We start from the raw sequence: 17,899 nt of genomic DNA, 5'->3' as shown, positions 1-17,899 counted from the left end.
AATTCCATAGAAGGAAAAGGAATGATGAGCGAAAACATAGATGTTAAAAGCAGCATTGATGTGAATCAGGCTGCTTCGCAAGATAAATTAATCAACTGGCATCCTGAGCAAATTCAGCAAAAAGATATCACTTATGCATCTTGGATTGCTTTTTTTGCATGGGTGTTTGCAGTTTATGACTTTATTTTGTTTGGTACTTTATTGCCTGTCATGGGCGGTCATTTCAACTGGAATGAAGCTGAACAAGCCAGTTTAGTCACTTGGATTGCCATCGGCGGTGCAATTGTTGCGTTCGCTATTGGACCAATTGTAGATCGTATTGGTCGGCGTAAAGGGATTATTTTCACCATGACAGGTACAGCAATCGCTACAGCGATGACCGCCATGGCAGGAGTTGGAAAAAGCTCACTGGTTGCCATTCGTTCTGTTGCTGGTCTGGGTTATGCCGAAGAAGGGGTAAATGCAACTTATCTCACCGAAATGTATGCCACGTCAAAAGATGAAAAATTTCAAAAACGTAAAGGCTTTATCTACTCTTTGGTGCAAAGTGGCTGGCCTGTAGGGGCATTACTTGCAGCAGCATTGACTGCAATTTTACTTCCTTATGTGGGTTGGCAAGGTTGTTTTATTTTTGCTGCTATTCCAGCATTTATCATTGCTTTTCTAGCCAGAAATTTAAAAGAAAGTCCCCAGTTTCAAGTTGTGCAAAAAATTAATCAACTGAAACAGTCTGGCGAAAATGAACAAGCAGATCAATTGGCTCGTCAGTACCATTTAGATGACCCAGAACAACAAAAAGTGGGCGTGATGGCTGCTTTTAAAGGTTCGGCATTACGCCCAACATTAGTACTAAGTTTAGCGATTTTGCTGAACTGGTCTGCCATCCAAGTCTTTAGTGTATTGGGAACATCTGTGTTGGTGAATGTTCACAACTTGTCTTTTCAAAACTCCTTAATCATTTTGATTCTCTCGAATCTGATCGGTTTTGTTGGCTATTTGGTTCACGGTTGGTTAGGAGATCGTATTGGTCGTCGTAATACTGTTGCCATGGGTTGGATGTGTGGTGGTGTGGCGTTCTATGCCATGATCGTTGCTTCTCATGACCTGGTCACAGTGGTCGCCCTTTATAGTGTTGGTTTATTTTTCTTAACAGGTCCTTACTCTGCAATGTTGTTTTTTATGGGGGAATCTTTTCCAACACGCATACGCGCAACGGGTGGCGCAATTGTGCATGCGATGGGACCGATCGGTGCAATTTTAGCTGGTGCAGGTATCACCAGTATTCTCACTGGTGGTGGAGCTTGGGCAAGTGCGGCAATTTGGTTTGGTGCCCTACCTTGCTTCTTGTCTGGTTTGGTCATGCTTATGGCACGCCATGTAAAACCTGAAGATGTGAAATAAGGAAATGAGCATGAATTTAAACAATACTCCCGTAGCATTTATTACTGGAGCTGCCAGTGGGATTGGACAAGCTTTGGCTGTTGCATATGCAAAACAGAATATTCGAGTAGTTGGCGGTTATTTTGAGAAAGATCCACATGACCCAAACATCACTGAACAACTGGTCAAAGAGGCAGGCGGACAATGTGTCATGGTTGCAGTAGATGTGACCGATACTGAGTCTGTACAAAGCGCAGTACAAAGTGCAATAACACATTTTGGGCGCTTAGATTATGCGATTGCCAATGCAGGTTTGTTACGTCAAAGCTCAATCATCGACATGACAGATCAAGCATGGAATGAAATGTTAAATGTTGATTTAACTGGTGTAATGCGTACCTTCCGTGCAGCAAGTCTATATATGCAAAGTTCAGGTGCAATGGTTGCCATTTCCTCTATCGCAGGGGGTGTTTATGGTTGGCAAGCACATAGCCATTATGCTGCTGCCAAAGCAGGTATCCCCGGCTTATGTAGATCTTTGGCTGTTGAATTGGCACCTAGAGGAATTCGTTGTAATGCGGTTATTCCCGGTTTGATTGAAACCCCACAATCCTTAGATGCGCAAAATTCTCTTGGTCCTGAAGGTTTAAAACTTGCTGGACAGAAAATTCCCTTAGGACGTGTCGGTCGTGCCGATGAAGTTGCCAAACTGGTTCGCTTCTTAACCAGTGATGATGCCAGCTATATCACAGGACAAAGCATTATTGTTGATGGTGGGCTAACCATTCGTTGGCCTGATTAATCAACAATCCCCCTACTCATATGTTGAACAAGCTTGATTTTGAAATTTATTGATGAGGTCAAGCTGTTCTTTTTATTGGAAGAATACATGAAACCATTAAATGAATGTCGTGTTGTGGTGACGGGAGCCGCCAGTGGTATTGGTGCTGCGATTGCACAAGCATTTGCTAAGCAAAATAGCCGTTTGGTGTTATGCGATTTAAATGCTGAAGGTCTAGAACAAATTGCCCTGCTCTGCCGCCAATTTGCTACGCAAGTGACCACCATTATCGCAGATCTGGGCACTGAACAAGGTGCGCATCAAACTGTGGATTGCTGTGTTGAAACCTATGGTGGAATAGATGTTTTAGTCAATAACGCAGGCATTTTAACCCAAGCCCCGTGTACAGAACTCAGCAAGAAAATGTGGGACGACATGCTTCGTATTGACTTAACCAGTGTGTTTTTAACCAGTCAACGGGCCTTACCTCATATGATCAAGCAAAAATGGGGGCGTATTATTAATATTTCCTCCCAACTTGGGATTAAAGGCGGGATTGAACTGGCACATTATTGCGCAGCCAAAGCCGGTGTAATCGGTTTTACCAAATCTTTAGCTCAAGAAGTCGCTAAAGATAATGTATTGGTCAATGCAATAGCACCGGGTCCAATCGCCACACCACTGGTCGATGGTATTAGCCAAAGCTGGAAAGATGAAAAAGCCAAACAATTACCTTTGGGGCGTTTTGGAACAGCTGAAGAAATTGCGCCAACCGTAATTTTATTGGCGTCGGATCCTGGCGGTAATTTGTACGTGGGTCAGACACTCGGACCAAACAGTGGCGATGTGATGCCTTAATCAATGGAGTAATAGTGCAATGTGTGGATTATGTGGATTGATAGGTGAACAACAGGATTGGACAGACAGCCTAAGTTCTGATCTGCCTAGACGGCGAGAGCGTTTACGTAAAATTAAAATGCTTAATCACATTACTGCACCCTATCGCTTATCAATTACTGACTTTCAGGGCGTGAATTATCTAATTCAAACACCTACCGGCAAACAAAGTATTGCCAATGGGCTTGATCAATTATGGAACGAAATCCAGCAATTAACGGGGCAAAAAATAGATGTTCTTGATCCTCGACTGTTATCACATTTAGAGGCTTTATAAATATGACGATACCTGTGCATATTGTGACTGGTTTTTTAGGCAGTGGAAAAACCACGTTGATAAAAAAACTACTGACACAAACACAAAATGACAGCACGATCGTTTTAATTAATGAATTGGGTGAAGTCGGTATTGATCATCTGTTGGTACAAACAGTCGCTGAGAATACCTATTTGCTCGCCAATGGTTGTATGTGTTGCAGTGTTTTAACCGATTTAAAAGATAGCTTGTTAAAACTCTTACAACAACGTAAACAGGGAGAGATTCCAGATTTTAAGCGTGTCATTATTGAAACCACAGGTTTAGCTAATCCAGCAGCGATTTTAAATACAATTCATCATGATACACATATTAAAAATCAGTTTTATGTACATGGCTTAAGTACGGTTGTTGATGCCGAGTTAGGTCATTTACAGGCTAGGTTGCATCCAGAATGGTTAACCCAAGTCGTTGCTGCACATCAGATTATTTTGAGTAAGACTGATCGGGTTGATCTTTCAACACAACAGCTTTTATCTGAGAAAATCCAACAGCTTCACCCTGAAGTGAATATTCAATCCATCAATCAAATTGATTGCGTTGATGACATTTTTTCTCAAGATTTAGCGCAGCAACAACATCTTTCACGACCGCAATTTTTTCTAAAAACTCAACAAGACCAGCATGCAATGACTCAAAGTTGCGTGCTGGAATGGACAACAAAACTGGATTGGATGGTATTCGGACTATGGATAAATCTATTACTCAAACAATATGGTGAAAATATTCTACGGATAAAAGGGATTTTAAACTTAACTGAATTTGACCAACCTGTTTTGATTCACGGCGTACAACACTGTTTATACCCACCAGAGCATTTAGCTCAATGGCCGTGGGAAGATCACTATTCACGTATTGTCATGATTGTGAGACATGTTGATCTTGAACAGATAAAAAAGTCATTTCAAATTTTTATGGAAAAGCTGAACTAAGTTAATTACTAAAGCATTTAGAGTTCTATGTTTTTTAAAGCATGGAATAGGGTTTCTGCGTCTTGATTTGGCTAAAAAGCCTTTTTTTATAGACCCAAATTTTCAGTTTTCTCAGAATTCACACGACTTCTAAAAAATAAATAGAGCAAAGTTTAAGGAGCCATCATGGACTAAAACAATTCATAAAGTAGGGATACTGAACGTTTAAATCTTCTGTTTTTTTTATCGAGAAAAGAACATGAGTTACTCAAAAATAAGGTGCAAAAAATGAAAAAAATCGTATGGGCAATTACATTCGCAGGATTATCATCAACATCATCTATTTATGCAAAAAATGCTTTTGCAAGTGACAGCCCATGGATGTTGGGCGATGGACAAGGTCAACGTACAGCTTTAATTGAAAAAGGCTATGATTTTGGCATAAGTTATACGGGGCAAGGTGCAACCGTACTTGATACCCAAATCAGTAGTGAAAAAGACTCGGCTTATGCAGATCAATGGAGCTTTTTGGGAAATTTTGACTTAAATAAAATTTTGGATTGGAACGATACTGAAGCGTTGATCAATATTACTTATCGCTCAGGTCAGCAAGTTGAAAATAAGTCACAGGTGTTGTCTCCACATATCAGTCAAGTTCAAGAAGTGTATGGTCGAGGACAAACATGGCGTTTAACGGACTTATGGATTAAAAAGAAATTCTTCGACCAGAAGTTAGATGTAAAAATCGGACGATTTGGTGAAGGAGAAGACTTTGCCAGTTTTGATTGTGAATTTCAAAATCTTGCTCTATGTGCAGGTCAAATTGGACATTGGTCAGGAGATCAATGGTATAACGGTCCTGTAAGCCAATGGGCAACTCGTGTTAAATGGAATATCTCTCCAAATTTATCAGCGCAAGTTGGTGTCTATGAATACAATCCTGAAAATCTAAAAAGAAGCAAAGGCTTTAACCTGAGTACAGATGGTTCCAAGGGCGCACTGCTTCCAATAGAGCTGATTTGGAAATCTGAAAATTTAATTCAAAACTTGGCTGGTGAATATCGTTTAGGTTATTACTACAGCACAGCTGATGTAACAAACGTGCAAATCCAAAACGATCGTAAAGAACATAAGAACGGGACTTGGATTTCAGCCAAGCAACAGTTAACAAGCCATGCTGGCGATGTAAATCGAGGTTTAACATTGATGGGGCAAGTTGCTGTTTATGACAATAAAACCAGTATTTTTAATGATGCAGAAACACTTGCTGTGACTTATAAAGGTCTATTTGATCAGCGTAAACAAGATGAAATTGGGCTAGGTATATCACGAATTGCTGTCGACAGTCGGCAAAATCCCCATTTGAATAACGAGATCAATGCTGAATTGTATTATAGTCTGCTCGCAACACCGTGGCTTAAAGTGCGCCCCAACCTGCAATATATTGACCGTATTGGCGCAAATAAAAATCAGGGTGATGCCTGGGTAGCTGGGTTAAAGTTTAATCTAAACTTTTAACATGGCTTCAACAGCACTCCACCAAGTTAAAACGTAGTGACTTGTATACACTACGTTTTAACTTAAAGCTAAGTTATAGTCAGCAAAAGCCTGTCATTTACAAAAAAGTAAAATCAGCATATACAATACTTAAGCTTGATCATGATGATCAGTTCTAAGGGTTTTAAATCATATTTTTGGTTTAAAGACAACGTTTGTAATGGTCGTTTGTCCCTAAAAAAGCAGGATAATGCATACTTTGAAAACATCATCTAAACCGACTTTAAGGGTCTTAGGTACTTCAGTCACCCTAATTGAAGCAATAAGAAAACAAGCTGAAATAGATCTTGGTTTTGATATTGAATATCAAATTCACGACCCTCAAACCGCACAACGTATTGCAGTATTAAATCCAGATCAATATGACCTTTATGATCAATGGTTCCATAATATTGATTTTGTTTGGCCAGTCAGGTCCATTCAGCCCATAGAAATTAAGAAAATTCACCGCTGGGATGAAGTCAATGATTTAGCAAAGAAAGGAACTTTACTTGCTGATCAACCGTTGGCAAAAGGTGGCGTTCCAAGTCAACGATTATATGTACAAAAAGATGGTACGTTGAGTAGTCAGGAATCTGAATATATCAGCATGCTTCCCCTTACCCACAATGTAGACAGTTTTATTTATTTTCCAAAATTTTTACCTAAAAACTTACATGATCAACCCGAAAGTTGGGCATGGCTATTAGAGCAAAATTGGAATGGTTGTGTCACGGTACAAAACGATGCTGCGATTGGTGCACTCGATTTAGCAATGGCAGTACAGGGTTCGGGTCAATTGCAGTTTAAAGATATAGGTAATTTATCTTTATCTGAAATTGATCAATTGACTTCAATCTTACTTGAGCTTAAACAGCAACAACATTTCAAAGATTTTTGGGCTGATGATGCACATGCTTATAATTTAATTGTCGATCAAAATATTCATATCGGCAGTTTATGGTACCCCGCACTGATCAAATTACTAAAAGCAAAACGAGATTTTAAAATTGCAAAACCTGTAGAAGGATACCGTGCTTGGTTTGGCGGATTGGCATTATCTCGAAATTTGCAGGGACAAATGAAAGATCATGCTTATGCGTATCTCAACTGGTGGCTTGATGGTTGGGCAGGTGCCATGATGGCAAGACAAGGCATGTATATTTCCAATCCACTGCGAGCACGAGAATATTTAAGCTCGGCTGAATGGGATTTTTGGTATATGGGTAAACCTGCTGCGGAAGCGTTAATGGGAATTGATCAACAACCTTTAATTAAAAAAGGTATGCTGCGCCAAGGCGGTTCCTATATAGAAAGAATGGGGCATATCGGAGTCTGGAATTCTGTTATGGATGAACACAACTACTTAGTCAGAAAATGGAAAAACTTGATGCAACACTAGGCTACGATCGCTATTCCATTTAAATGATTAGGAAATTCTTTCTAGATATGGAGGAATATTCGGTTCAGGAATAATTGAAAAGACTTTTAAATATTCAACCGAACGCTTTTTTGCATTAATCAAATGCTTTTCTAAATATTCCAAGCCTTGATCTATCGAGCCACACAACAAGGCTTCTAGAATTGCGTTATGTTCTTCTAACATCAACTCATAATTGCTCAGATGAATCGCATCATGGATCACTCGGCTAATCAAAATAGAGCTCTGCGCATTGTATAAAATATTTGCCATTTTCTGATTATGCCATTTGATATTGCACAAGGTTTGATGCAGATCAGCTTCAATCTGTTGGATCAATGAGGCATTCACATCCTGTTTATGGGTTTGTGCATAGCGAATACGATTTAACATCTGCTGAATATCGTCATAAGAAATATGATGAATATTGGCTTTTAGCGCCAATGGTTCAAGAATTAAGCGCAGTTCATAGTTTTCGATTACGCTTTGTGCAGTTAATGGACCAGCAAGCCAATCTCCGTATGCCTCTTTTTCGACTAAGCCTTGTAAATGTAGACTTTTTAATGCCTCACGTACAACATTGCGTCCCACATTAAAATGCTCAGCAATGCGCTGTTCATCAAGTCGATAGTGTCCATGTAAAATAATATAAGATATGCATTGATACAGCTCATCATAGACTTTATCGCTTAATAAACGGGTATCAATAATGTCCTCATCAGATGCTAGCCCCAATAATTCTCGAGTGATCTCCAGTCTAATCGGTTCAATATCATTTGATTGTTCTGGGTTAACCAAATAACCTCGACCTTCAAAACGTGAAATTAATTGTTGATCAAATAAAAGTTGTAATGCCTTACGAACAGGAACACGGCTAGTATTAAAAATATTCGAGAGCGGTCCTTCTAACAGAACAACGCCAGTGGAAAGCGTATGACTGCGAATCACATTTTGCAAAGTCTCAAAAATACTTTGATAGCGTGAATTTGCCTGAGAAAATGTTTGAGCCGTCATAACAGGATATACAATTTAAAATGGACTGGAATCTAGTAAATCATAATTTACACCAATAATGATCAAGCTAGACAATGTGATCAAAACAATTTTAGAAAACAATGACTCAGATTCAATTGGCTTTCATGTTATATCTTAAAAAGGTCAATATAGCCAAATATAAAAATTCATATGGCGTAACAAAAGAAAAAGTTACCTATTTTAATCACAACCCGACAACGCTATGATTCAAGGTAACTTTTCTATTTTCAATAACAACAAAATTTAAAGTAGTGCAGCATTAGAAATTCATATTAAATTTCACGCCACCTACCCACGCATCACCATAGGCTTTATTGGCACCAATATTTTTGACATATTGAATATTTGGACGCACTGTTAACCAAGGAGCGGCTTTTAAGCCATAATAAATTTCTGCATCCAACTCATCATCAAACTTTTCATTGTTGACTTTGCCTTTAAACTTTATTGCATCTGTATTTACACCAATCCTCGCTAAACCAATTCCAATTTCATCGCTTGGGCGAGCATCAAATAATCCCTTGTAGACCACTGCAATATTTTGCGCATCACTATAGGCACTGGTTTTATCATCATAAAATGTCGCTTGTCCCATCAAGGTCAAACCACGAGATTCATCGCCATGGTGACGAGTCAATTGCTGCTTTGCTGAAAGCCAAGCCGCCCATTTATGATTATCAGCATCAAACTTTTGGGAAATTCCCGGAACTGAATAATCCACCTGTACATTCTGTGTGTCCACAGTACTGGTAAAGTAACCAAGTCGGTATTCTCCCGGTAAACTTAAATTTGCACTGGTTTTTTTCGGTTGCCAGACAATTTCCAATGGAATCACAGCACCATCTGAACCATCAGTACTTAAATTAAAACCATCACTTGCCGTAGTCGCATTGGCGTTAACAGTATTGCGTTCATATATTCCCATTTGAACGGCTAATTCTGGATGAATATTGTATTTAACTCGCCCTGCCCATTGGCTCACAGGACCGTTGTACCATTGATCTCCAGCCCAGTTTGCAACCTGACCACCACATAAAGCAAGGTTTTGAAATTCACAATCAAATCCAGCAAAGTCTTCACCAATACCAAAGCGTCCCAACTTGATATCCAAACGCTGATCAACAAATTTCTTTTTAATCCAGAGGTCCGTTAAACGCCAAGTTTGACCTCGACCATATACTTCTTGCGTCTGGTTAAATTGTGGCGCCATGACATCGGCTTCGGTATTGAGTGCTTTTCCACCACGATGGGTGATGACAATTTTTGCTTCTGTATCACGCCACCCCAATATCTTATTTAAATCAAAGTTTGCACCAAAAGCCCATTGATCTGCATAAGCATTGCCCTTGCCATCACGATCAGCACTCATGACACCTGCAAACTCACCTGTATACCCCACATTAAAGTCATAGCCTTGATCTTTTAACTGGGTTCTTTTACCGTTCCAATCTCCAAACATCCACGGGCTATCTACACGAAAAGCATCTGCTGCGATTGCAGCGTTCATCGTTAACCCACTTGATAATGCAATGATTGTGAGTTGTACTTTTCTACGACTTCCATTTTGAATTTTCATGATATTGTCCTTAATGATCTTATCTTCGCCCTTATGATTAAATGGCGGTTTTCTCTTATTTATCGCGTTCAATGCGATAAAATTCGGTTATTAATTGACTTGTGCCAGTGTGATTTTTTGGTAGCTTTTCGCATAAAAAATTACGATTAGGAAGCAGATCAATGGCAATACATAGGCAATGTGTGTTCCATAGTGATCAGCCAATTTCCCCATGAAAAAAGGCATAATCGCACCGCCCACAATCGCCATGATCATAAATGAGCTGCCGATTTTTGTTTTAGAACCGAGATTCTTAACACCCATCGCAAAAATGGTCGGGAACATAATCGACATAAAGAAGAAGATGCCAATCGCTGCAATCACTGAAATATATTCAGCGCCAGATAAAATCACGACACACAGCACACTGTTAATTACGGCATAAATCAACAACAAATGATTCGCGGAGATTTTCGACATGATGCCAGTACTGACAAATCGCCCGATCAAAAAAGCCAGCATGGCAATAGATAAGAAATATGCGCCTTGTTGGCTTGAACTCTGTGGCCAAGTTTCAACCACCAAGTTAATAAAAAATGCACCTACGCCAACCTGTGCTGCGACATAGAAAAACAGCGTAATAACACCAAATTTAAATTCTGAATGTGACCACATCGATGCACTATTATTTTGAAGATTGGCTGCATCCAATTTCGCTTCGTTTTCACGTAGATCAGGAAGTTTTGCTTTAGCAAAAAATACAATCAAAACAATAACAATTGCAGCAATACCGACATAGGTATAAGTCACAGCATCAAAACTTGCAGCACTGTCACCTTCAACCGAATTAAAGAAGAACAAACCTCCAATCAACGGACCAAAAAATTGTCCCAAGCCATTAAAAGACTGAGATAAATTAAGCCGCTGTTCAGCAGTCGACGGATCTCCCAATGCAGATGAGTAAGGATTTGCAGCCGTTTCCAAACATCCTAATCCTAGAGCCAGTACAAATAATGCAAATAGGAAAAAGCTAAATGTCATCATATTAGCCGCAGGAACAAAGAGCAGCGCCCCGATTGCATAAAGGGAAAGACCGAGAATAATCCCTGCTTTATAACCTCTTTTTTCAATAAATAAACCTGCAGGTAGAGCAATCACAAAATAGGCACCAAAATAAGCAGCCTGAATCAGCCCCGATTGTGCTTTAGAAATATGCAAAGCTTCCTGAAAATGTTTATTTAAAACATCGACCAAACCATACGACAATCCCCACATAAAGAAGAGTGTCGTGACCAATATCAACCCCATCCTAAATTGGGGTTCTGTAATTTTTGCCTTCATGGCTGAATTCCTTATATCATTCGGATTATTGTTTTAGATCAAATATTTTTTCCATTTCGATCCATTTTTCACCAGGTTTTGTACTTGGCAGTACTTGCTGGTATTGCGACATCAAAGTTTCCCACTCAAGATTTTTCGGTTCTGAAACTGCAACACTTTGTGCTAGGTCAGCGTCATAATCGTCAGTGGTTTCCATAATCATAAAAAGGCGATTTTCGACTTGCCAAATCTGCATATCCAACACACCACGATTGCGAATATTGGTGGTGATTTCTGGCCATACTTTTTGATGATACTGTTGATATTGCTGGATCTTTTCAGCATCGTTCACAAGGTCTAAAGCCAAACAATAGCGTTTCATCTTTCGCTCCAGTTTTCGGCATATCTGTCTTAATCTTGATCTAAGGCACGATCTAAATGGGTATAACCGCCATCAACATATAAAAGTTGTCCAGTGGTATGCGAGGAACGATCAGACAGTAAAAATACCGTGGTATCTGCAATTTCATGGGTCGTCGTCATACGATGACCAAACGGAATATTTTGGGTAATTTGTGCTAATTTCTGGGTCGGGTTATCAAAGCTATCCACCCAACGTTGATACAGTGGTGTCATGACTTCAGCAGGTAAAACCGCATTGACCCTCACCCCATCATCTTTAAATTGCGCAGCCCACTCTCGTGTCAAAGCCAATCGACCGCCATTTGCTGCTGCATAACCACTGGTATGTCCCTGCCCTGTGACTGCAACTTTAGAGCCGATATTGACGATGCTGCCTTTGCTTTGTTTGAGATGCGGTATGCAAAAGTGCGCCATTGTAAAATAATGAATCAGGTTTTTATCTAAGGACTTTCTAAACGCATCAATACTGTCTTCAAGTCCGACATTGTCATTTATTCCAGCATTGTTGACTAAGCCATCTAGACGTCCATATAAATCAATAACCTTCTGAACGTTTTCTTGGCAGGCTTTTTCATCGGTCAAGTCCAGTTGATGAAAGGAGTAGTTCGTCTGTGTTTCCTGTAAAGATGCTTCGAATTCTGAACTCAGGGCTGAACGACCAAAAATGGCAACCGTTGCACCCTCTTGTGCCAGTAATAATGAAATTGCCCCACCAATTCCGGCACCACCACCTGTAACGATAAAGACTTTATTTTTGAGGTGTAAATCCATCTTTCCTATCTCCTACATTTAAAATCTTTTAAATTTCATAGCTTATATAAGCGTTTAGGTGTATCTGTTTCGACTTGTTTACGTTCTGAGTCACTCCAGTTGCGTGTCCATTCATCCCAAAATGCCAACAATGTGTCATAGCGATGGGTCGCAAAAGAAACAGGCCAATCCGATCCCCAAAGCAAGCGTTCAGGACCAAAGAGTTCTAAGGCAATATCAAGGTGGGCTTGAAAATCTTGTGCTTTGCAGTGTGCACCCGCCTCTGTCACCAAACCTGAAATTTTGCAGTTCACATGTGCTAATGCGGCTAATTCTTTCATGTTCTTTTTCCACACAGTAAAACCATCACTGGAATAGATCTGTGGCTTGGCTAAATGATCAATCACCAACGCATATTGATCATGTCGTTGGGAAAATTTTACGGCTGCATCCAAATCTTTCTGATGAATCAAAACACCATAAAGCAACTCAGCTTGCTGAATTTTTTCTACGCCCAGATTAAATTGGTGGTTGTTCAACATATAGGCTGTAGGATCAGGCTCATCTTGAAGCATGTGACGAAAGCCTTTTATCCGCTTATTTTGTTTGAATTTTTCCAACTGCATTTCAGCGTCTTTTTTAAAATCAAACCATGCCACAATGCCTTTGATAATCGAATGTTGCTCTGCCAGTCCATTCAGATATTCATTTTCCTCCCAAGACGGTCTTGCCTGAACAGCGATCAAACCTTCTATTCTGGCAGGCAATTGCATGAACAAATCTTCAGGAGACATGTCTTTTGCAATGGCGCTTAAATCATCCGTCATCCAAGGGAATTCAACTGGATTGTATTTCCAAAAATGAATATGGCTATCAATCACTTATATACTCCTTGTGGCTTTATGCAGTTTCATTCTTTTCTCAATGGATGAACTGTAAAATCATCCTTAAAAACTCATCCACGATAAAACCACAAATCAGCGCGTTTTACTTTGTGAATCATGCCCTGTGATACTAGAGTCTAACTCTCGTGTATCAGGCTGATCTCACCGTATTTGCATGCTACATTCCTTTAGCATGAATCACTTTTGTCACTGAAAAATTCAGCCTATCAGCCCTTAAATCTATATTTCTCAATAGATGCTGGCTTCATTTCAATTGAGAAGCCTGCAAGAGTTGGAGGCATATAAGCTGCATTTTGAATCACACAAGGATCGATAAAGTGCTCATGCAAATGGTCCACGTATTCTGTGACACGACCTTCTTTTGAGGTTGAGAACCATAAATAATCAATCATAGAAAGATGCTGAACATATTCACACAGCCCTACGCCACCTGCATGCGGACAAACTTTGAGTTTGTATTTTGCTGCCATGAGCAATACTGCTAGCACTTCATTGATTCCACCCATGCGACAAGCATCAATTTGAACAATATCAATCGCTTCACGCATAATAAATTGTTTAAACATGATGCGATTCTGGCACATTTCACCTGTCGCCACTTGAATCGGCTGAATCGCAAATCGGATTGCACGATGCGCTTCGACATCATCGGGTGAAGTCGGTTCCTCAATAAACCATGGATTGGAAAATGCCAGTTGCTTCACCCACTCAATGGCTTGCTCACGTTCCCAAATCTGATTGGCATCAATCATTAAGTGACGATCAGGACCAATGATCTCACGTGCAATTTTGACCCGACGTTTATCTTCCTCAACATCGCGACCTACTTTTAATTTGATATAGTTAAAGCCTTCATCCACAGCCTCTTGGCAAAGTCGCGCAAGTTTTTCATCGCTATACCCCAACCAACCTGCTGAAGTCGTATAACAAGGATAACCTTCTAAAAGTAAAGTTTTCTCACGTTGCGCTTTACCAATTTCATTCGACTTTAATAAGTCCAAAGCTTCATCAGGCGTGATACAGTCAGTTAAATAACGAAAATCAATACAGTTTACTAATTGTTCAGGGGTCATATCCGCAACCAGTTTCCAAACCGGTTTAGCTTCACTTTTTGCCCATAAATCCCAAATCGCATTTACCACTGCGCCAGTCGCTAGATGCATCGCACCCTTGTCTGGTCCAATCCAACGGAGTTGACTATCTGAAGTTAAATGTCGCCACATCAAGGCAGGATTTTTCTTAATCTCATCAATATCTAGACCAACCACCAGATGGCGCATCGCTTCAATTGCTGCACAGCAGATTTCATTACCACGACCAATGGTAAATGTGAGACCATGTCCTGTCAGCGCTGGACGATCCGTTTTTAAGATGACATAGGCAGCTGAATAATCTGGATCTGGATTCATCGCATCTGAACCATCCAATTGCTGTGAAGTGGGGAAACGAATATCCAATACTTCTAAATCCGTTATCTTTAACATTCCTATTCCTTTTTAAATGCTGAGCTTTTTTAAAGACAAGTCTTCCTAAGGCATCGAATTTAAATGCCTTGTTTGTGTAACTTAAAAATTAAATCTATTCAGATAAATCTGGCTTATTCAGCATTCACAACGTTCTGTTGTTGTTCGCCTAATCCCTCAATACCCAATCGCATCACTTGCCCTGCTTTTAAATACACAGGTGGCTTTTGCCCAAGCCCTACACCAGGTGGCGTACCCGTAGAGATCACATCACCGGCCTGTAAACTCATAAACTGGCTTAAATAACTCACAATGGTGGGTATATCAAAAATCATGGTATTGGTACTGCCATCTTGATAACGATGACCATCCACCTCTAACCAAATTTTTAACTGATGTGGATTTTCGATCTCATCCTTGGTCACGAGCCATGGACCTGTTGGACCAAAAGTGTCGCAACCTTTGCCTTTGTCCCAAGTCCCTGTGCCTTCAAGCTGAAATGCGCGCTCTGAAACGTCATTAATCACACAATAACCTGCAACATAGTCCATTGCCTGTTCTTTACTGATGTAACGACCATCTTTAGCAATAACGACACCCAACTCAACTTCCCAATCGGTTTTGAATGAATGCTTTGGGATTTCCACATCATCATTTGGTCCAACCACTGCACTGGTCCATTTATTGAAAATCACTGGTTCAGCAGGAACTTCTGCACCTGTTTCCGCGGCATGATCAGAATAATTCAAACCAATACAGATAAATTTACCAATATTACCCACACATGCACCAAGGCGCACATCCTCGGCAACCAAAGGCAGGCTCGATAGATCCAGATTTCGAATCTTATCTAACTCGGTGGCGAGCACCTGACCATTGATATCTTGAACCACTGAAGACAAATCCCGAATTTGTCCCTGTGGGTCTAAGATTCCTGGCTTTTCTTGTCCTTTTACACCATATCTTAATAATTTCATTGTTCTATCCTAGATCTGTTTGAAAATTAATTTGACCAACCACCATCAATCATATTGATGGTTCCAGTTGTGAATGAGGATTCATCACTTGCCAGATAAAGCGCTAATGCAGCTATTTCTTCGGCCTTACCAACTCTTCCCATCGGTTGGCGAGCAACAAACTGAGCATAAACTTCATCAATGGTTTTATTTTGCTCTTTGGCTTGGGTTTCAATACGATCATGTAGTGATGGAGAGTCTACAGTTCCCGGACAGATCGCATTGCAACGAATTCCTTGACCGATAAAATCTGCTGCGATCGATTTGGTCATACCAATAACTGCAGCTTTAGTGACACTATAGGAAAAGCGATTCGGTACACCTTTAATACTTGATGCCGCAGATGACATATTGATGATTGAAGCAGTGGCACTTTTTAACATTGTGGGTAAAAAAGCCTGAATCATGTGGTACATCGAATCGACATTCATCGTAAAAGCACGCTGCCATTGTGTTTCATCACATTCTAAGATTGAACCTGCAGGAACCCAACCAGCACAATTGAACAACACATCAACTTGCTGATATTTTTTTGAAAATTCAATAATTTGCTGACGATTAGTAATATCTAAATATTCCACTTGAATATTGTCAGAATGGCTTTTGAGTTCTTCAAGCAGTTCTAAATTAATGTCCGTAGCAATGACCCTTGCACCTTCTTTTGCAAAGCTTAATGCAGTGGCTCTACCAATTCCTTGAGCAGCTGCCGTAATCACACACGTTTTATTTATCAATCTCATTCCTTCGTCCCTGCTTTTTACTTTATACTATGGTAAACGCCAAATTGACTAGACCAATTAATTGGTCTAGTCAATTTAATTGATCAAAAGTGTTTTGGCAAGACCAATTTTTGTAAAAGTTGAAATTTATGACTCAAACTCGTCTCTATCAAAATATCTTTAATAAGATTCAAGATGATATAAAGAATGGAATTTATCAGTTAGGTTCAAAGTTACCGCCTGAACGAGATCTTGCGCAGCAGTTAGGTGTAAGTCGTACCTCAGTACGTGAAGCAATCATTGCGCTTGAAGTGAATGGAATTGTTGAAGTAAAACTGGGGAGTGGTGTCTATGTCATTAAAGATCAACAAGATCAGGATTTAGAACAAACGGGTTTTAATACCAATATACATCCTTTGCTGATTCCTCATTTAAAAGAAGATTCCGCGGTTACGCCATTTGAAGTCTTAGAAGCCCGTTTGCAGATTGAGCCCTATCTTGCAGAACTGGCAGCAAAGCATCGTACGGATGAACAATTAGAAGAGATTAAAGAAGCATTTTTTATGAATGTTCGAGATAATCTGGAACATTCTAGCGAGCATATTGGTGATCGTTTATTTCATATTCGTATTGCTGAAGCGAGTCAAAATAGCGCTTTTTCTTTTTTTCTGAAATATTTGCTCGGGAAACAATATACCGAGCTGTTCAGTCGTATGCGTAGTTTATATACCCCTGAAGATATGCCATTAAGATCTCAGCATGAACATCAAGAAATCATGGCAGCAATCCAGAGCCAAGATGGAGCAGCGGCATATAAAGCCATGCAAAAACATTTGCAGAATGTCATCAATATCTTTTCAAGGAAGGTTTAGGTTAAATGTATGTTTTTGTGGTACTAAGCTAATGTTGGGTACTTCTGGGAAAGTGCTAACGTGCGGCTTGTTATTGTAACAACGCCTTAATACAAGTCCATGAATCAATCTTAAAAAAGATTGAAGTATTTATATATGACTATAAAAATCTGAATTGTGGGATATTTAAGGCTGTTGTTTTTATCTGGCTATAAGGTGAAGTATATCAGTTAAGTCTGTATCAATTCTGACTGTTTCATCCATGCAGATTCGCAATTTATCAAATACTGAGCAACTTGAATAACATCATCAACTTGTGAGGAGTTTTCTATTAGAAAATTCTAATTTTATTCGCTTTTGTCGAGGTCACACTTTATATGTTGTGAATTTGAAATGAAGGAATAAGTTCGTTTGTAATGTTTGGATTCAAACATTTGGCAATGATTAATACAATTTCTACTCCAAATGGACCTGTAAATTCACAAACTGTAAATCATGAAGCTGGAACAGCATTATGAAATAGTTCTAGTAACAATAGCGGCTCTCAATCTTCAACATCTACTGAATTAAATAAAATTTTAGCTGTCTTGTATAAAAAATATTAAAAATGTTTTTAAAATT

Annotated in this window: 17 protein-coding genes; 8 read left to right on the top strand and 9 right to left on the bottom strand. The window is 39.6% G+C overall.

The annotated features are described in order from the left end of the window. Positions 1–21: 21 nt before the first annotated feature. The 7 genes from AC1Z3T_RS13395 (at position 22) to AC1Z3T_RS13365 (ending at position 7,223) form a co-directional block, all read left to right on the top strand. Complete coding sequence (locus AC1Z3T_RS13395; protein WP_228153663.1) at positions 22–1,401, top strand: MFS transporter; 1,380 nt, start codon at positions 22–24, stop codon at positions 1,399–1,401. A gap of 10 nt (positions 1,402–1,411) precedes the next feature. Beyond that, a complete protein-coding gene (locus AC1Z3T_RS13390; RefSeq protein WP_100884528.1) occupies positions 1,412–2,182 on the top strand; it encodes an SDR family NAD(P)-dependent oxidoreductase in 771 nt (256 codons plus the stop codon). An 87-nt stretch (positions 2,183–2,269) separates the two neighbouring features. Next, positions 2,270–3,019, top strand: coding sequence for an SDR family NAD(P)-dependent oxidoreductase (locus tag AC1Z3T_RS13385; RefSeq protein WP_005030985.1), 750 nt, complete (start codon positions 2,270–2,272; stop codon positions 3,017–3,019). A 19-nt stretch (positions 3,020–3,038) separates the two neighbouring features. Beyond that, positions 3,039–3,335 (top strand): hypothetical protein, encoded by a 297-nt coding sequence (locus tag AC1Z3T_RS13380; RefSeq protein ID WP_100884527.1) that lies wholly within the window; start codon positions 3,039–3,041, stop codon positions 3,333–3,335. A 2-nt stretch (positions 3,336–3,337) separates the two neighbouring features. Next, entirely contained in the window at positions 3,338–4,306 is a 969-nt protein-coding gene (locus AC1Z3T_RS13375; RefSeq protein ID WP_046761381.1) for a CobW family GTP-binding protein, read from the top strand. 267 nt (positions 4,307–4,573) lie between these two features. Next, entirely contained in the window at positions 4,574–5,803 is a 1,230-nt protein-coding gene (locus tag AC1Z3T_RS13370; protein WP_483396688.1) for a carbohydrate porin, read from the top strand. Between the two features lie 229 nt (positions 5,804–6,032). Then, complete coding sequence (locus AC1Z3T_RS13365) at positions 6,033–7,223, top strand: ABC transporter substrate-binding protein (protein ID WP_005030992.1); 1,191 nt, start codon at positions 6,033–6,035, stop codon at positions 7,221–7,223. A 27-nt stretch (positions 7,224–7,250) separates the two neighbouring features. On the opposite strand, the gene AC1Z3T_RS13360 is transcribed toward AC1Z3T_RS13365, so the two are convergent. The 9 genes from AC1Z3T_RS13360 to AC1Z3T_RS13320 form a co-directional block, all read right to left on the bottom strand. Further along, positions 7,251–8,255, bottom strand: coding sequence for a GntR family transcriptional regulator (locus tag AC1Z3T_RS13360; protein WP_005030994.1), 1,005 nt, complete (start codon positions 8,253–8,255; stop codon positions 7,251–7,253). Between the two features lie 280 nt (positions 8,256–8,535). Next, complete coding sequence (locus AC1Z3T_RS13355) at positions 8,536–9,852, bottom strand: carbohydrate porin (protein ID WP_100884524.1); 1,317 nt, start codon at positions 9,850–9,852, stop codon at positions 8,536–8,538. A 90-nt stretch (positions 9,853–9,942) separates the two neighbouring features. Further along, complete coding sequence (gene fucP / locus AC1Z3T_RS13350) at positions 9,943–11,172, bottom strand: L-fucose:H+ symporter permease (RefSeq protein ID WP_009585742.1); 1,230 nt, start codon at positions 11,170–11,172, stop codon at positions 9,943–9,945. Between the two features lie 25 nt (positions 11,173–11,197). Then, positions 11,198–11,533, bottom strand: coding sequence for an L-rhamnose mutarotase (locus AC1Z3T_RS13345; protein ID WP_483396687.1), 336 nt, complete (start codon positions 11,531–11,533; stop codon positions 11,198–11,200). A 29-nt stretch (positions 11,534–11,562) separates the two neighbouring features. Further along, positions 11,563–12,345 (bottom strand): SDR family oxidoreductase, encoded by a 783-nt coding sequence (locus tag AC1Z3T_RS13340; protein WP_100884523.1) that lies wholly within the window; start codon positions 12,343–12,345, stop codon positions 11,563–11,565. A 35-nt stretch (positions 12,346–12,380) separates the two neighbouring features. Beyond that, entirely contained in the window at positions 12,381–13,205 is an 825-nt protein-coding gene (locus tag AC1Z3T_RS13335; protein WP_046761375.1) for an amidohydrolase family protein, read from the bottom strand. A 230-nt stretch (positions 13,206–13,435) separates the two neighbouring features. Continuing rightward, entirely contained in the window at positions 13,436–14,713 is a 1,278-nt protein-coding gene (locus tag AC1Z3T_RS13330) for an L-fuconate dehydratase (RefSeq protein WP_004827672.1), read from the bottom strand. Positions 14,714–14,826: 113 nt separating this feature from the next. Beyond that, positions 14,827–15,669, bottom strand: a complete 843-nt coding sequence (locus AC1Z3T_RS13325) for a fumarylacetoacetate hydrolase family protein (RefSeq protein WP_100884522.1) — start codon at positions 15,667–15,669, stop codon at positions 14,827–14,829. A gap of 26 nt (positions 15,670–15,695) precedes the next feature. Then, complete coding sequence (locus tag AC1Z3T_RS13320; protein WP_100884521.1) at positions 15,696–16,448, bottom strand: SDR family oxidoreductase; 753 nt, start codon at positions 16,446–16,448, stop codon at positions 15,696–15,698. A gap of 128 nt (positions 16,449–16,576) precedes the next feature. Between AC1Z3T_RS13320 and AC1Z3T_RS13315 the strand changes: the two genes are divergently transcribed. Beyond that, the gene (locus AC1Z3T_RS13315; RefSeq protein WP_004818986.1) at positions 16,577–17,299 is read left to right on the top strand and encodes a FadR/GntR family transcriptional regulator; all 723 of its coding nucleotides are present in this window, start codon (positions 16,577–16,579) and stop codon (positions 17,297–17,299) included. Positions 17,300–17,899: the final 600 nt, after the last annotated feature.

This window comes from Acinetobacter sp. B-6, from assembly GCF_056930735.1.
The sequence above is the reverse complement of the archived record's forward strand: the minus strand, read 5'-3'. Positions and strand labels throughout refer to the sequence as shown.

Bases quoted from the DNA above. Each gene is read 5' to 3' on its own strand.
- AC1Z3T_RS13395 (WP_228153663.1), top strand. From the start codon at position 22: ATGATGAGCGAAAACATAGATGTTAAAAGCAGCATTGATGTGAATCAG.
- AC1Z3T_RS13345 (WP_483396687.1), bottom strand. From the start codon at position 11,533: ATGAAACGCTATTGTTTGGCTTTAGACCTTGTGAACGATGCTGAAAAG.
- AC1Z3T_RS13355 (WP_100884524.1), bottom strand. From the start codon at position 9,852: ATGAAAATTCAAAATGGAAGTCGTAGAAAAGTACAACTCACAATCATT.
- AC1Z3T_RS13360 (WP_005030994.1), bottom strand. From the start codon at position 8,255: ATGACGGCTCAAACATTTTCTCAGGCAAATTCACGCTATCAAAGTATT.
- AC1Z3T_RS13385 (WP_005030985.1), top strand. From the start codon at position 2,270: ATGAAACCATTAAATGAATGTCGTGTTGTGGTGACGGGAGCCGCCAGT.
- AC1Z3T_RS13330 (WP_004827672.1), bottom strand. From the start codon at position 14,713: ATGTTAAAGATAACGGATTTAGAAGTATTGGATATTCGTTTCCCCACT.
- AC1Z3T_RS13375 (WP_046761381.1), top strand. From the start codon at position 3,338: ATGACGATACCTGTGCATATTGTGACTGGTTTTTTAGGCAGTGGAAAA.
- fucP (WP_009585742.1), bottom strand. From the start codon at position 11,172: ATGAAGGCAAAAATTACAGAACCCCAATTTAGGATGGGGTTGATATTG.
- AC1Z3T_RS13365 (WP_005030992.1), top strand. From the start codon at position 6,033: ATGCATACTTTGAAAACATCATCTAAACCGACTTTAAGGGTCTTAGGT.
- AC1Z3T_RS13315 (WP_004818986.1), top strand. From the start codon at position 16,577: ATGACTCAAACTCGTCTCTATCAAAATATCTTTAATAAGATTCAAGAT.
- AC1Z3T_RS13390 (WP_100884528.1), top strand. From the start codon at position 1,412: ATGAATTTAAACAATACTCCCGTAGCATTTATTACTGGAGCTGCCAGT.
- AC1Z3T_RS13340 (WP_100884523.1), bottom strand. From the start codon at position 12,345: ATGGATTTACACCTCAAAAATAAAGTCTTTATCGTTACAGGTGGTGGT.
- AC1Z3T_RS13380 (WP_100884527.1), top strand. From the start codon at position 3,039: ATGTGTGGATTATGTGGATTGATAGGTGAACAACAGGATTGGACAGAC.
- AC1Z3T_RS13370 (WP_483396688.1), top strand. From the start codon at position 4,574: ATGAAAAAAATCGTATGGGCAATTACATTCGCAGGATTATCATCAACA.
- AC1Z3T_RS13325 (WP_100884522.1), bottom strand. From the start codon at position 15,669: ATGAAATTATTAAGATATGGTGTAAAAGGACAAGAAAAGCCAGGAATC.
- AC1Z3T_RS13320 (WP_100884521.1), bottom strand. From the start codon at position 16,448: ATGAGATTGATAAATAAAACGTGTGTGATTACGGCAGCTGCTCAAGGA.